The sequence below is a fragment of the Enterobacter sp. PI-10 genome, from assembly GCF_027947695.1.
GTDB lineage: Bacteria > Pseudomonadota > Gammaproteobacteria > Enterobacterales > Enterobacteriaceae > Enterobacter > Enterobacter vonholyi.
In genome coordinates, this window is the sequence record NZ_JAJNOG010000001.1 from 278,018 (window position 1) to 291,526 (window position 13,509).

The 13,509-nt window shown below is 51.5% G+C and carries 12 protein-coding genes; 3 read left to right on the forward strand and 9 right to left on the reverse strand.

The annotated features are described in order from the left end of the window. Positions 1–71: 71 nt before the first annotated feature. Positions 72–1,316 (reverse strand): mechanosensitive ion channel family protein, encoded by a 1,245-nt coding sequence (locus tag LRM19_RS01385; protein WP_115874409.1) that lies wholly within the window; start codon positions 1,314–1,316, stop codon positions 72–74. Positions 1,317–1,381: 65 nt separating this feature from the next. Then, entirely contained in the window at positions 1,382–2,818 is a 1,437-nt protein-coding gene (locus LRM19_RS01390) for an MFS transporter (RefSeq protein ID WP_271367019.1), read from the reverse strand. A 107-nt stretch (positions 2,819–2,925) separates the two neighbouring features. Between LRM19_RS01390 and LRM19_RS01395 the strand changes: the two genes are divergently transcribed. After that, a complete protein-coding gene (locus LRM19_RS01395) occupies positions 2,926–3,795 on the forward strand; it encodes a helix-turn-helix transcriptional regulator (protein WP_111963351.1) in 870 nt (289 codons plus the stop codon). A 30-nt stretch (positions 3,796–3,825) separates the two neighbouring features. On the opposite strand, the gene LRM19_RS01400 is transcribed toward LRM19_RS01395, so the two are convergent. The 6 genes from LRM19_RS01400 to LRM19_RS01425 form a co-directional block, all read right to left on the reverse strand. Next, positions 3,826–4,434 carry a helix-turn-helix domain-containing protein gene (locus LRM19_RS01400; protein WP_271367021.1) on the reverse strand — a complete coding sequence of 203 codons (609 nt, stop codon included), beginning with the start codon at positions 4,432–4,434 and terminating at the stop codon, positions 3,826–3,828. A gap of 397 nt (positions 4,435–4,831) precedes the next feature. Continuing rightward, on the reverse strand, positions 4,832–6,496 hold the full coding sequence (locus tag LRM19_RS01405) for a ShlB/FhaC/HecB family hemolysin secretion/activation protein (protein ID WP_271367022.1): 1,665 nt from the start codon (positions 6,494–6,496) through the stop codon (positions 4,832–4,834). Between the two features lie 94 nt (positions 6,497–6,590). Continuing rightward, entirely contained in the window at positions 6,591–9,248 is a 2,658-nt protein-coding gene (locus LRM19_RS01410; protein ID WP_271367023.1) for a filamentous hemagglutinin N-terminal domain-containing protein, read from the reverse strand. 410 nt (positions 9,249–9,658) lie between these two features. Then, a complete protein-coding gene (gene nfsB, locus LRM19_RS01415; RefSeq protein ID WP_021241586.1) occupies positions 9,659–10,312 on the reverse strand; it encodes an oxygen-insensitive NAD(P)H nitroreductase in 654 nt (217 codons plus the stop codon). Positions 10,313–10,432: 120 nt separating this feature from the next. Further along, positions 10,433–10,801 (reverse strand): MmcQ/YjbR family DNA-binding protein, encoded by a 369-nt coding sequence (locus LRM19_RS01420; RefSeq protein WP_133293936.1) that lies wholly within the window; start codon positions 10,799–10,801, stop codon positions 10,433–10,435. Further along, positions 10,791–11,381 (reverse strand): TetR/AcrR family transcriptional regulator, encoded by a 591-nt coding sequence (locus LRM19_RS01425; RefSeq protein ID WP_133293937.1) that lies wholly within the window; start codon positions 11,379–11,381, stop codon positions 10,791–10,793. The genes LRM19_RS01420 and LRM19_RS01425 overlap by 11 nt, the downstream gene beginning before the upstream one ends. Before the next feature lie 190 nt (positions 11,382–11,571). On the opposite strand from LRM19_RS01425, the gene LRM19_RS01430 reads away from it, so the two are divergent. Beyond that, a complete protein-coding gene (locus tag LRM19_RS01430) occupies positions 11,572–12,675 on the forward strand; it encodes an MBL fold metallo-hydrolase (protein WP_271367026.1) in 1,104 nt (367 codons plus the stop codon). A gap of 32 nt (positions 12,676–12,707) precedes the next feature. Next, on the forward strand, positions 12,708–13,049 hold the full coding sequence (locus LRM19_RS01435; RefSeq protein ID WP_047650664.1) for a RamA family antibiotic efflux transcriptional regulator: 342 nt from the start codon (positions 12,708–12,710) through the stop codon (positions 13,047–13,049). A 56-nt stretch (positions 13,050–13,105) separates the two neighbouring features. On the opposite strand, the gene LRM19_RS01440 is transcribed toward LRM19_RS01435, so the two are convergent. After that, positions 13,106–13,354 carry a DUF1158 domain-containing protein gene (locus LRM19_RS01440; RefSeq protein WP_013097677.1) on the reverse strand — a complete coding sequence of 83 codons (249 nt, stop codon included), beginning with the start codon at positions 13,352–13,354 and terminating at the stop codon, positions 13,106–13,108. Between the last annotated feature and the right edge of the window lie 155 nt (positions 13,355–13,509).

Below are 13,509 nucleotides of genomic sequence, written 5' to 3' on the forward strand. Positions count from 1 at the left end.
CTCCCCGTGGGAGAGGGCTGGGGTGAGGGCACCAGACCGCACCTGCCTTCACTCCAGGTGTCCGAAACTGATTATCTGACGATGACCCCCGACAGGGAGCGAATATCATTCCCCGTCGGCGACTGGTGAATACGCAAACCAAATTCATCCACCACCGCGAAAATATGGTCGAAGATGTCGGCCTGTATCTCCTCATATTCTGCCCAGACCACCGTATTGGTGAAGGCATATATTTCAATCGGCAAGCCATTCGCGTCAGGCGCCAACTGACGCACCATCAGCGTCATATCTTTGCGAATGCGCGGGTGGTTGCGAAGATATTCGTTCAGGTAGGCGCGGAAGGTGCCGATATTGGTCATCTTGCGAAGGTTTAATACCGATTCTCCTTCACCGTTCTTCTGATTCCACAGGTTTATTTCCTCATGTCGAGCGGCCAGATAGGGCTTAAGCAGTTTCGCCTGAATGAGCTTCTGCTGTTCCTGCTCGTCGAGAAAATGAATGCTGGTGGTATCAATGCTCAGGCTGCGCTTAATGCGTCGACCGCCGGAGGCCGACATGCCGCTCCAGTTGATAAAGGCGTCGGAGACCAGCGCCCACGTCGGAATGGTCGTAATCGTATTATCGAAATTTCGCACCTTAACGGTGGTCAGGCCGATGTCCGTCACCGTGCCGTTGGCACCGTATTTCGGCATCTCCAGCCAGTCACCGAGCTTGAGCATGTCGTTGGCGGAAAGCTGAATCCCCGCCACCAGTCCCAGTATCGGGTCTTTAAACACCAGCATCAGAACGGCGGCCATGGCGCCCAGACCGCTGATCAGAATCGCCGGGGACTGACCAATCAGCAGGGAGATAATCAGTATTCCCACCAGGATGGCGCTCACCAGCTTGATGCCCTGGAAGATCCCCTTCAGCGGCAGCTGTGACGCGGTCGCCATTTTCTGCGACAGATTGAAAATCACGTCCAGCAGCGAGAAGAAGGAGAGCAGGGCATACACCATCACCCACAGCTTCGCGCAGGTGGTGAGTATTTCCGCCGCTTCGCTGCCTTTTTGCAGCCACAGTACCGCCTGGACGTTGACGATTATCCCCTGCAGGGTAAAGGCCAGACGGTGAAATAATTTATTCTGGGTGATGATCTGCAGCCATAAATGGCTGCTGGCCTGCGCGCGTTTTTCGAATGCGCGAAGCACGCCTTTGTGCAGAATAAAATGAACGATGATGGCGGTAAGAAAAATAATACCAAAGATAATCACTAAAGAGGTGGTGTGATTAATTTCAATGCCTAACTCTTCAACCTGAGCAATCAATTCCTGCATAACGTCTCCTGTATTTTTGCAGCCCCATAATGGCGGCTGCGGATCTATTATGCAAATTCACAGGCTTATTTGGTGGCCTGGCAGATCTTCGCCACCGGCAGACACAGGCGATGGCGGATGCGCAGCGTCGCCAGGGCAAGCACCACCATCATCGCCGTTTCCACCATCAGGAAGACGTTAACTGCCTGGGTGTAATCCCCGTGATGGTTCTGCAGCGCGTGCAGCAAAATGGCGCCAAAAATGGCCGGGCCAAGCCCCAGCGCGGCCTGCTGCAGGGTGCTGAGAATGGCGCTCGCTGCCCCGGCGTCGTCAGGCTGAATATCGCGCATCCCGATGCGGTAGAAACTGTTCACGATGAGCGCCTGCCCGTAGCCCACCAGTCCGGTGGCGGGTGCCAGCGTCAGGGTGGTGTTGTTCATGCCCCACAGCCGGAACGTCGCCATCAGCGCCAGCAGGCCGGTAATCTGGATTGCCAGACCCGTCAGCAGAATAGTGCTGGTGCTGTAGCGGGCAATCAGCCGCGGCGCGAACCAGGCCGAAACAAAGTAGGTCACGCCAAGGGCGATAAAACTGTTTCCGGACTGCCATGGGGCCATCCCCAGACCGGTTTGCATGGTGAGCGCCATACAGAACATAAAACCGGACCAGACGCTGAAAAAGAGCATCGCAATCAGAATGCCAAAGCGCACGCTGCGAAGCGAAAGCAGGCGCGGCGGGATCAGCGGGTGAGCATTCTCACGCTCTTTTTTGCGCGCATTCAGCGCCATCAGCCAGGCCAGCGGGACAAGGGCGAGCAGCATCGCCTTCAGCGGCCAGGACCAGTGCCACTGCGGGCCGAGCGCCATCGGAAACAGCAGGCAGCAAAGCATTATGGCCAGCAACACTGTACCCGGCCAGTCGATGCGTGACGGCGTCTCACGACGGGTTTCCGGTACGAAGCGGCGGCTTAGCGCCAGCACCACCAGACAAATCGGCACGTTGATAAAGAAGGCGTTTCGCCAGCCCAGCCCGGCGATATCCGCCGATACCAGCCAGCCGCCGCCCATCTGCCCGACGATAAACGCAATCCCGCCGATACCGCCGAACAGGCTGATGGCTTTTGCATGGGCCGTACCTTTCAGCGTTACGTGCAGCGTGGCAAGAATTTGCGGCATGATCAGTGCGGCACCCGCGCCCTGAACGATGCGCGCGGCCAGCAGCTGTTCAATGTTCCCCGCCATCCCGCACAGCAGCGAGGCCAGGCCAAAGCTCGCTACACCCCACATGAACAGACGCCGACGGCCAAAGTTATCCCCCAGCTTGCTGCCGAGCGCCAGGCAGACGGCGAAGGCCACACCGTAAAGGGCCACAATCAGCTCCAGCTCGGTGGCGGTAGCGTGCAGCGAATGGGTGATGGCGTCCAGCGCCACGTTGGTGATTGAGGTATCAATCATCGGCAGCATCTGGCCAGTTAGCAGCAATATCAGGCCAGCGCGGCCCGGTGAAACAACTGACGTATTCATGGTAACTCCATTGCGTCATTCAACAGATGGTCGTAGCATCTACCATCAAATAAACGGGTACCAGTTCTTGCTTATACTGGTACTGGCACTACCATGCAGGGGGATTTATGGCGCTGATGTCTGAACCTGTCGTCTCACTTCAGGATGACACCCGAAAACAGCTCGGGGCATTTTTACGCGCCCGGCGTGAAAGCCTCGATCCGCAGCGTCTCGGCCTGCCGCGCAGCGGCCGCCGCCGCACGCCGGGTCTTCGTCGGGAAGAGGTGGCGATGCTCGCGGACGTGGGCGTGACCTGGTACACCTGGCTTGAGCAGGGCAGGGACGTCAATCCGTCCAGCGCGGTGATGGCGGCCGTGGCAAAAGCGCTGCAATGTACCCCAACTGAAGCCCGGCACCTGTTTGTATTAGCCGGCTTACCGCCGGGTGAAGCGCCGCAGGCGGTCTGCTGCGAGGGCATCAGCGAAGGCACGCGCCGCCTGCTGGATACGCTGATGCCGAAACCCGCCAGCATTCAGAAACCGAACTTCGATATCGTGGCGTGGAACGACAGCTTCGGGCATCTGATGGGCGTCGATTTCAATGACATCCCTCCCGAAGATCGCAACTGTATTTATCTGTTCCTCACGCATCCGGCGTGGCGCGCCCGCCTCGGCAGACGCGACGACGTGCTGCCCATCTTTGTCTCCTATTTCCGGGCGGCGATGGCCGAACACCGGGGCGATCCGCTGTGGGAGGCCAAACTGGCGCGCTTCTTCGCGGTCTCCGAAGAGTTCAAAACCCTGTGGCACCAGCGCAACGACGTGCGCGGCGTGGAGAACCAGCTCAAGCTGTTTACCCATCCCGAGTTGGGGGATTTTACGCTGCAGCAGATGTACTGGTACTCCGCGCCGCGAAACGGCTCGCGGCTGCTGGTGTATCTGCCGGTGGATGAAGCAGGGGAGCGGGCGATGGCATGGCTGGAGAAAAAAAAGATTTAGCACCGCGAGTGGCTTCGCGCCAGGTGTTAACTAGTACTTTTCTGGCAGTTTATGCACTGCTATAAGTATGCCGCGTTTAATGTCTATATGACCATCGATGCGCAGATCGCTCAGAATTTTCATGACGCGGCTGCGCGAAAGACGTGTTTTTTCCTGGATATAATCGCAGACATTAACTGTCAGGCGTAAATCGTCTTTCTCATTTATTAATGCAATGATGTTTTCTCGTATTATCTCATAAGTTGACAGGCCTACAGAGACGTTATTGATTTCAATGAGTCGCTTGATTCCAAACATATAGAGTAGAGCAGCCTCTTTCCAGAGGCGTTCCCGGTCGATGATATTCAATACTTCATTTCGTGGAATGATTTCATATTTAACCTCACCGCAGGCTTTAAAATAGAAATTCGCATTCATGTCCATCAGGGCGTTCATACCCACTAACATCGGGCCCTGAAAGTATTTCATGAGCAAGTTTCCTCTGGTGCGATAGGCTGCCAGCATCCCCTCATGGATAACCAGCGTCATCGGTTCGGGATATTTCTCCATAGTGATTATTTGCCGTGAAACTGCTTGTCGGACACGGTGTGGATTTGTAATTGCTGCAATTATTCTTTTTTCTTCATTTTCAGGTTTCATGATTTTGTATTATTCCTGGGAGTGCTTGCATTTAATCAAAATAACTGAGTGTGTAGAACGCAAATTACATATTCCTGCGAGTTGCTAAGATCATTACTGATGAAAATAAACCGTCCTTAAAACGCTGAGGATAACAAAGGACAAAAACATAGAGAAGATAACGTGTCGGGATCGGCTATTAGCAAGTCAGAATTATGGGCGAAGTGATATTTATATTTTGACTGTAAACACTTTCCGCATAAGGTGTTGCGGTAATAGGTTAAGCTGCCAGTGGTGTTCAGATTACAGCAGAGGTGAACATCGCTGCGCAAACGAGTAGCCTGAAGAGGGTAAAAACACGTTTTAACCCTCTCAGGGAGTGATTGATCCTGATATGTCTCGAGCGGGCGGTCAGGCATCAGTATTGCCACTGGAGCGAAACACCCAGCGTGACGGGACTGGTATGCAGTTCATCTGGCTTTGAAAGCGGGGTACCGATGAAAAAGTCATAGCCAAATTGACCTTTGACGCCTCGAATGCCAGCCACTGCCCCGGCAAGGTGTGCGCCACTCCAGTAATCATTTTCAGAGCCGCTAACCTCACCGTAATCCACGCCAATATAGGGCTGCATCCCCCACTTTGGCAGGTTAAGATCAATGTCATTGCGTAGATACCAGCCCTTATCCGCATAGATCGACATTTCTCCATCAAACCCTCGCACAGTCCAGCGGTTGCCAATAGTGAACTTATCCGGTTGGGTGAGCCGATCTGGTGACGTTTGCTGCATAAAATGCGGCTCGTAGCTAAAAGCATTTCCGGCCAGTTTGAAAGGGAAGACCCCATCAACTTTAAGCGTAAGGATCCTTGCCAGTGGATCAGCGCTGCCCACCAGTTCTTCTGCATCAGGTTGTTCGCCAAACCACGGAGCCGCATGCTGGTATCCGAAACTGGTCGTAAGTTGACCCGCTGAAAAATAGGCAATGTTATTCAGGCTTAACTGCCAGCTGCTGGTATCCCGATGCTGTACTTCCACTTCCACGTCATTAAGGTCATAGCGTGAGTCACGCTTGATCGTTTTAAAAGCCAGCGTGGTTTTCTGACTGGCGCTGCGGAAGATCACGCGGTTAAGGACAGCCGTCATTAATTTTTCGTCGCTGCTGTACTGGTAGCGAAATTCACCGTTGCGGAGAGTTTGCGTGGAACGATAATGGCTGGCATAAAGGTCAAGCGACCAGTATCCCAATGGAACAGAATAAAAGGCCGAGCTGTTATCGTTGCGACGTCCATCTTCATTTTTGAACCCACCACCATAAGCAATGTAAAACATGTCATTTAATGAAGTTGGGTTATCAAGATAAAAAGCGAGCCCTCCCTGATAACGGCCGGTGTGTTTACTGCCTGAATCATCAAACCAGGAGCCCAGGCGCCATGATTGTGGCTGTGTGCGGGTCACTTCAATATGTGTATCCCCGGGTCGATTGCCCGGTAGCAAACGTATACTCGCCTGAGTGCCGGGTATGCGCTGCATATTCTCTAAGCCTTGCTCCAGCCCTCGTAAATCGAGAAGATCGTTTTGGCCTTCCGGAATGTTGTTCCACGCATTTAAAGAATGACCGTTTAACTCTTTTATGTCTATTTCGCTGATGCGGCCAGGCAGAATTGTAAAATGCAAAATACCATTACGTAAATTCTGCGTGGGCACTAATATGCGAGTAGTAATAAATCCATGAGAAATCAGGCGATTCTGCATCGCAGTATGAAGGTTTTTAATACCCCTGATACCAACACACTGTTTTTCTGTTTGCTTTATGAGATCGCGAAAAGTCAGCCAATGTGGAAGTGACTCTGCGCCATCAATAACGACGTGCTGGATATCATAGCAAACAGCTTCTTTGGTCAGAATCAATGTATCACTTGCGCGCGTTCCTTCTGCAGAAAGTAGCGACTTACTTTGAGGCGCAAGCTGGTCATGCCTGGCCTGATCCTGTTGCTGAGTGGTCGCAGACTCAGCCTTTACGTAACAGGGCGACGTTACGAGGAGCGACGCTAAAACGACGGCGAGACGAGGGTAAGAGATAATCATGTTATTGGCTTCAGATATTCTGAGGATGTTTAACCCTGGTTTAAAGAAATAAAAAGCCCCATAACTAAAATGGGGCTTTGAGAGTCATGAATTATTACATAGCGGTGTTAATGCCATATCCGCCAGGGAAATAGACTATTTCAGTAATGGTTCTGCCGAAGTAGGTATCGCCAGGATAAAAGACCATGCCATTTTCCCAAACACCATTACCCTCGGGGGTGCCGTTTGGTTTAATTGAATTATAGCTGATGCTATTATTCATATTATTTCCATTCCAGCTGTTATTATCATTAATAAAGCCGGAGTTGTCGGTGGAAGTATTGTTACTATCAGGTGTAATTACATCATTGTTCGGATTGTCAGCGCCAGTCTGATTAATTACTCCCATGTTATTTACGAAACCAGTGGTTCGGACATACTTGCCAGTGATAATTCCACTCTTTTCGTTACTTATACCATTGTAAGTGTTTAACTGAACATCATTGGCACTGGTTATGTTACCGCTATTCGTCAAAGAGTTGCTGGTGACATTGATACCATTTTCTGCCGACAGTGTTCCTCCGTTGATAAGGTTGATCCGTTCCATCTGAGCATTCAGCTTATTGCCAGCGCTGATAACACCTGTGTTATAAACTGAAGACGGATAGTAGCCGTAGCCGCCGGAAATGAACATGTTGATATCATTCGCAGAGCGGATTTCACCATCGTTTTGCAGGTTATTCATCAGGTAAAGTGTGGTGTCACCTCCTGCCTGGATCTGGCTGCCCGCTTCTGTAGTCACAGCTGAGGCATTGATTGTGATGTTACGGTCGGACTTGATGTCTCCGCTGCGCAGATTATTCAGATTATTTAGGTTTAAATTGATGTCGTTTTTACTTGCAATGGAACCACTGTTATTCAGATCGGACAGCTGAAGATCCATCTGATCGGCAGTCAAGGTACCGCTATTTTCCAGTACGCTGCTGTTCATCTGAATTGCAAGATGACCCTTTGCAGTAATATTACCGCTATTGGTCACTGGACCAGCGTAATTATTCCAGCCATTCGAACCAATGTTCAAAGCCAGGTCCTGGCCAGCAGCGATAGTCCCTGCATTCTGGAACGTACCGGTAACGGTCATATCAATATTATGACCTGCCCGAAGTGTGCTGTTGAGGTCAGAGCTATAGGCCCTTGCATACATGAAAATATCATTGTCAGCGGTGATGGCACCCGAGCTATTATCCAGTGCGCCATTTATGGAAAGTGAACCTTCACTATGAATAGACCCATTATGGTTAGAAAGCAGATCGTCGCCACTCAACTGCAGTTGGCCATCGTGACCAAAGGACTGAATAATACCATCATTGTTATTGAGTACATTGGCGCTGAGCGTATTCCAGCCATTACCGGCTGAGATCAGCCCATTTTCGTTGTTTAGCGCGCGGGTAGTTACGTTCATTGACGCGTTACTGGCGAGCTGTCCAGATGTATTATCGAGGTTGGTGGTATCTACGCTAAGAGCACCCTTCGCGACAATCTTGCCATGAGTATTGTTTATGCCACGGGCGTCCGAATTACTATAGCCATAAGACGCGCGTTGAACAGACAGGTCGCCATTACTGAGTATTTCCCCCTGCGCATTATCCAGTGAATCAGCCATCACCAGGGTGCTGGCATTTCCCTGTACGGAGCCGGCTGTGTTGAGAGTAGTTTTACCCGCCAGGTTAACCATATCCGCTTTGATAAGGCCATGGCTGTTATCAACCATTTCATCTGCTGTGATGGAGACAACGCCGTCGGAGGTAATTTGACCGTTATGGTTTATTACGCTGGTACCCTTGATCATTGCCGCGTTTCCAGCATTCACATGGCCGCCATTGTTTTCGACGGTACCATTAACGTCGATCGAAAGCGTGTCGTTTGCGGTAAGATCGGTATGGTCAAGACGAACGCCGACACCGGTATCCGTACCTTCCATAAAGATTTTATTGGCATACATTGAACCCAGCGCAGATACATCTAGTGCTAATTCGGGAGCTTTGCTGTCATCATATCTTTTCTGAACTCGACCCTTTTTATCAATATGGTTGTTACCCGTGATAATATTCAGCTCATTGGCCTGCAGCTTCGCGTTAACTTTGACTGACCGGGAGATAATGTCTGTATATTGAACCGCGCGGGTATCCATACCTTTTCCGGTAATGTTAACCTCGCCTTTGCTAATATCCAGTCCTGTTACATTACCGTTTGCATCAAAATTGGCGGTACCGGTGGTTAAGGTCGCGTGATTCGTATTAATAAAACCGCATCCATCACAGGTAATCCCGGATGGGTTAGCAATAATAACCTGAGCAGATTTTCCAGCGACTTCAATCATGCCATTTAACTGGCTTGGGTCGGAAGAGCGTACTTCATTTAGAATAACTTTTGCGCTACCGCTTGCCATATTTGTATTGCCATCAATCATACCTGCTAGCTGAGTGTTAGACGCCGCGCCACTGTTATTAAGAATAACACCGTGAGTGTCAACATTAAATTCAGAGTAAACGTTATGAGAGACACCTTCTGCGCTGGCTTTATTAATATCAACAATCGTTGTACCGTTTGAATTAGTGTGGATACCGGGTTGTTCCATATTTCCTGCAACAACGGCAGCGTGAACAGGCATGATCATGCCCAGAGCTAACATAGTAGCGAAACAGGTCGGCGCGAGTTTGGCGTGCAAAACCTGACGTGTGAGGTGGGTGCTTACTGCACATTTATTTTTCATATCTCTATCCTTGTATTCCTTGAAATAATAACGCCCATCGTGTGTTAAAATGGGTTTTAAATGGAATCATGCGAAATCAAAAATCCTTTAAAAGACATGTAATTATTTATTTCAATATGTCTTTTTATTACGGTGTGCCTTTAGTGATAAAACTAAATTGATTTGTTTGAATTTTGCGCAATGGATTCGTGGTGTTTATGAAACTAAAGGGGAGTATTGATATGCATTAATAAAAAAAGGATTACGGAAAAAATATAATATAAAAAATATATGATGGATTTTATGAATAAGTATTTCTATGCTGTTACAAATTGCTGGGGGTATTTGTGAACTTTATCGAAGGAAGAATCATAACCCAAAGAAAGCGTCACTGAAAGCAGGCACGCCGGAACCCGACGTGCCAGAAGGGATCAGCACTCGGTCACAATCGTGCTCAGCGGCAGGCGAGATTTTGGCAGCGTGGCGTTGAAATCTTCCACGCTGTGATGCCCAACCGGCACCACCACCAGGCTGGTGAAGCCCTTCTCTTTCAGGCCAAACTCTTCGTCGAGGATCGCGGCGTCGAAACCTTCAATCGGTACTGCGTCCAGGCCCAGCGCAGCAACGCCCAGCAGGAAGTTACCGACGTTCAGGTAAACCTGCTTCGCCATCCACTGGTCGTCATCTTTCAGATCCACGCGGTGCATGTCGGCGAAGTAGGTGCGGCCCTTATGGTTCGCGGCTTTAGCTTCCGGCGTGTTGAAACGGCCATCGGCCTCTTCCTGGTCGACAACGCGCTCCAGCCATGCATCGTCCATCGCGGTTTTCGCGCAGAACACCACCACGTGAGAGGCATCCAGCATTTTGCGTTCGTTGAACACATAGGTGCCCGCAGCGGATTTCGCCACGCGCGCTTTTCCTTCCTCGGTGCTGGCCACGATGAAGTGCCACGGCTGGGAGTTGGTGCTTGACGGGCTGTACTGCAGCAGGGTTTTGATTTTTTCCGCTTCTTCAGCGGTCAGTTTTTTGCTTGCGTCGAACGCCTTGGTGGAGTGGCGTTTCAGCGCAACAGAAATGATATCCATAACAACTCCTGATGATGAAATTCGCCCGCGTGCGGGCGCGAAAGGTGAGCAGATTACAGCGGGACTCGGAAAAAGATAAGGGCAATTCGAGCGCTTAATCTGTTCGTCTCAGACGAACAATCAGACCGGCCGGATCCACTTCTGGTCTTTTTTCGGCAGTTTATCCACCACCAGATGCCAGGAATCATTAATGAGATCGGTAACCAGTTCCGGCGTCACGTCTTCAGTGCCGTAAAGGGAAATCCAGTGCTTTTTGTTGAGGTGATAGCCCGGTTCAACGCCGCGATAAATCTGCTGATTTAACAGCGATTTCTCCGGGTCTGACTTCAGGCTGACGTGCGGCCGCCCGTGCGCGACGGCCACAATCATGAAAATTTTTCCACCCACTTTAAACACGTCAAACTCCGGCCCGAACGGCCAGCAGTGTTCGGTAAACGGCAGCTCCAGCGCCACGCGTTTTGCGTGCTCCTGCAACGTTTTACTGTCCATCGCTCTCTTCCTGGGCAAGCCCGCGCCACATTACCTCAAAGCCGAGCGCTTTAAACTCAACGGCGCGGGACGGATCGCGGGTGGCAAATTCCATCGTGCTTTCGGCCAGCGATAAGAAAAGCGCATCGCCAAACGTTTTAAACTCATCAGACATAAACACCTGACGCACCGAGCGGCGGCAGAGTTCATGCAGCTCCGGGAACATCTCTTTCACCGCCTGTTCCGTTTCGGTGCTCAGCTTTTCACTGACGCCAATCTGGCGGATCGCCGCATGCGCAACGGGGTTACGAATACCCCAGTCCACATAGCTGTTCCAGATATTGCGGGTATGTTCTTTAGGCAGCGTGATGGTGCGATCGAGGTTTGCCAGCATGGTCTGGCAGAGATCCTGCTTCAGGTGCAGATAGAGGGCATTCAGCAGATCGTCTTTCGTAGCAAAGTAGCGGAACAGGGTGCCTTCGGCGACGCCCGCCTTACGGGCAATAAGCGCCGTTGAGGCGGCAATACCTGACTGTGCAAACGCCACCGTTGCGGCTTCCAGTAAGGCCTGTTTTTTATCTTCACTCTTCGGACGTGCCACTAAATTTTTCCTCCTGTCAATTATAAAAACCTTGATTGAAACACGTGCTTTGACACGCTGCAACGCGGAATGTCAAAGATCGAAAACGTCTTGACGACTTTATCATCACATCTATAATGAGTGCTTACTCACTCATAATCAAGTTTACCCTGCGCATGCTATCGGATGGGGCGCGTTTTCGGGTCAGGATATGAAAAAAACTCTCTTCATCTGCGTGGTGTTAATCATGATTATTGCTTCAGCCGCGAGTTTACCGTTTGTTCTGAATGCCGGATTCGGCCAGCCGCCGCAGGGTGAACGACTTACTGAAGTGGAGGCCTCCCCACAGTATCGCGAGGGGAAATTCCACAATACGCTGCCGACGCCGGGTTATAACGGTGACAAAAATATGCTGGTCGCGATGTGGGAGTTTCTGACCAAAAAAACCGAAAACGCCCGCCCGACCCGGCCGCTGCCGCTGGTGAAAACCGATCTTGCGAGCCTGCCGCTGGAGCAGGACACCCTGGTGTGGCTCGGTCACTCATCGTGGTATCTGCAGCTCGCGGGTAAACGCATCCTGATTGACCCGGTTCTTGGCAACTATGCCGCGCCGTTTTCGTTCCTCAATAAGGCCTTTGCCGGGGAGTATCCGTGGCGCGCTGAACGCATGCCGGAGATCGACCTGCTGATTATCTCGCACGATCACTACGATCATCTGGATTACGCCACCATCAGGGCGCTACTGCCGAAGGTAAAGCGCGTGGTGACGCCGCTGGGCGTAGGATCCCACCTGCGCTACTGGGGGATGAAGTCCGAGATTATTGACGAGCGCGACTGGAACCAGTCGGTAAGCATCAGCGATGAATTGACGGTGCACGTTCTGCCAGCGCGTCACTTCTCCGGTCGCGGCATCAAACGCGATCGCACCCTGTGGGGCAGCTTCATGTTCGTCACGCCAGAGCAGAAGGTTTACTACAGCGGGGATTCCGGTTACGGCCCGCACTTCAAGGCCATCGGTGAACAGTTTGGCGAAGTGGACGTCGCCATCATGGAAAACGGCCAGTACGACCAGGACTGGAAGTACATCCACATGCTGCCGGAGGAAACGGCGCAGGCCTCGGCGGACCTGAACGCGAAAGCCGTGGTGCCGGGGCATAACGGACGCTTCGTGCTGGCGAAACACGCCTGGAACGATCCGCTGATCCAGCTGGCAAAAGCCAGCAAGGATAAAAATTATCGGTTGCTGACGCCGGAACTGGGCGAGCCCGTCCGGGTAAGCGACAGCGCACAAACCTTTCGTGCGTGGTGGGAATAATGTTTAAGCGAGAAGCAGAGGGGGACAGCAGTATGACCATTTCCGCTCAAGTCATCGACACTATCGTCGAATGGATCGACGACAATCTGCACCAGCCATTACGAATTGAAGAGATTGCCCGCCACGCGGGTTACTCGAAATGGCACCTGCAGCGGCTATTTATGCAGTACAAAGGGGAGAGTCTGGGGCGTTATATTCGTGAACGTAAGCTGCTGCTGGCGGCGCGCGATCTGCGAGAATCCGACGCCCGGGTGTACGACATCTGCCTGCGTTACGGGTTTGACTCGCAGCAGACGTTTACCCGTATCTTCACCCGTACGTTCAACCAGCCGCCTGGAGCGTACCGCAAGGAGAACCACAGCCGGACGCATTGAACGCAAACCAAAACAAGCCGGGCCAGGCGAAGCCGCCACCCGGCTTTTTTATGGGATCAGGATGCCAGGGAAAACCACCGTCGCCAGACGAAACGCAGCACGAAGAATTCAATCGCCCCGAGCAGTAAAAACCACACGCAGAACAGAATGGTGTAAAGCTGGTTAAGATCGACCATGTGAAAGGTCTGAACCAGCTTCTGCGCCAGCACCAGCCCAAGCGAAGGCGCCGGGAGCAGCAGGCACGAAAGCAGGGCCAGTAATAAAATGCCGCCTGCGGTGAGCAGCGATTCTAGCGGGTGTTTCATCGTAATGTTAATCGTCAGTTAAAAATGTCATTGTCCGGCATTCTGTAACGTAAAGCAATATCAGCCCCGCTGACCCTTTTGAATAAAACAAAGACATTATTACTGCGCACAAATAACAACATACGACCCGGCGTTTATATTAATATCGCGTTATG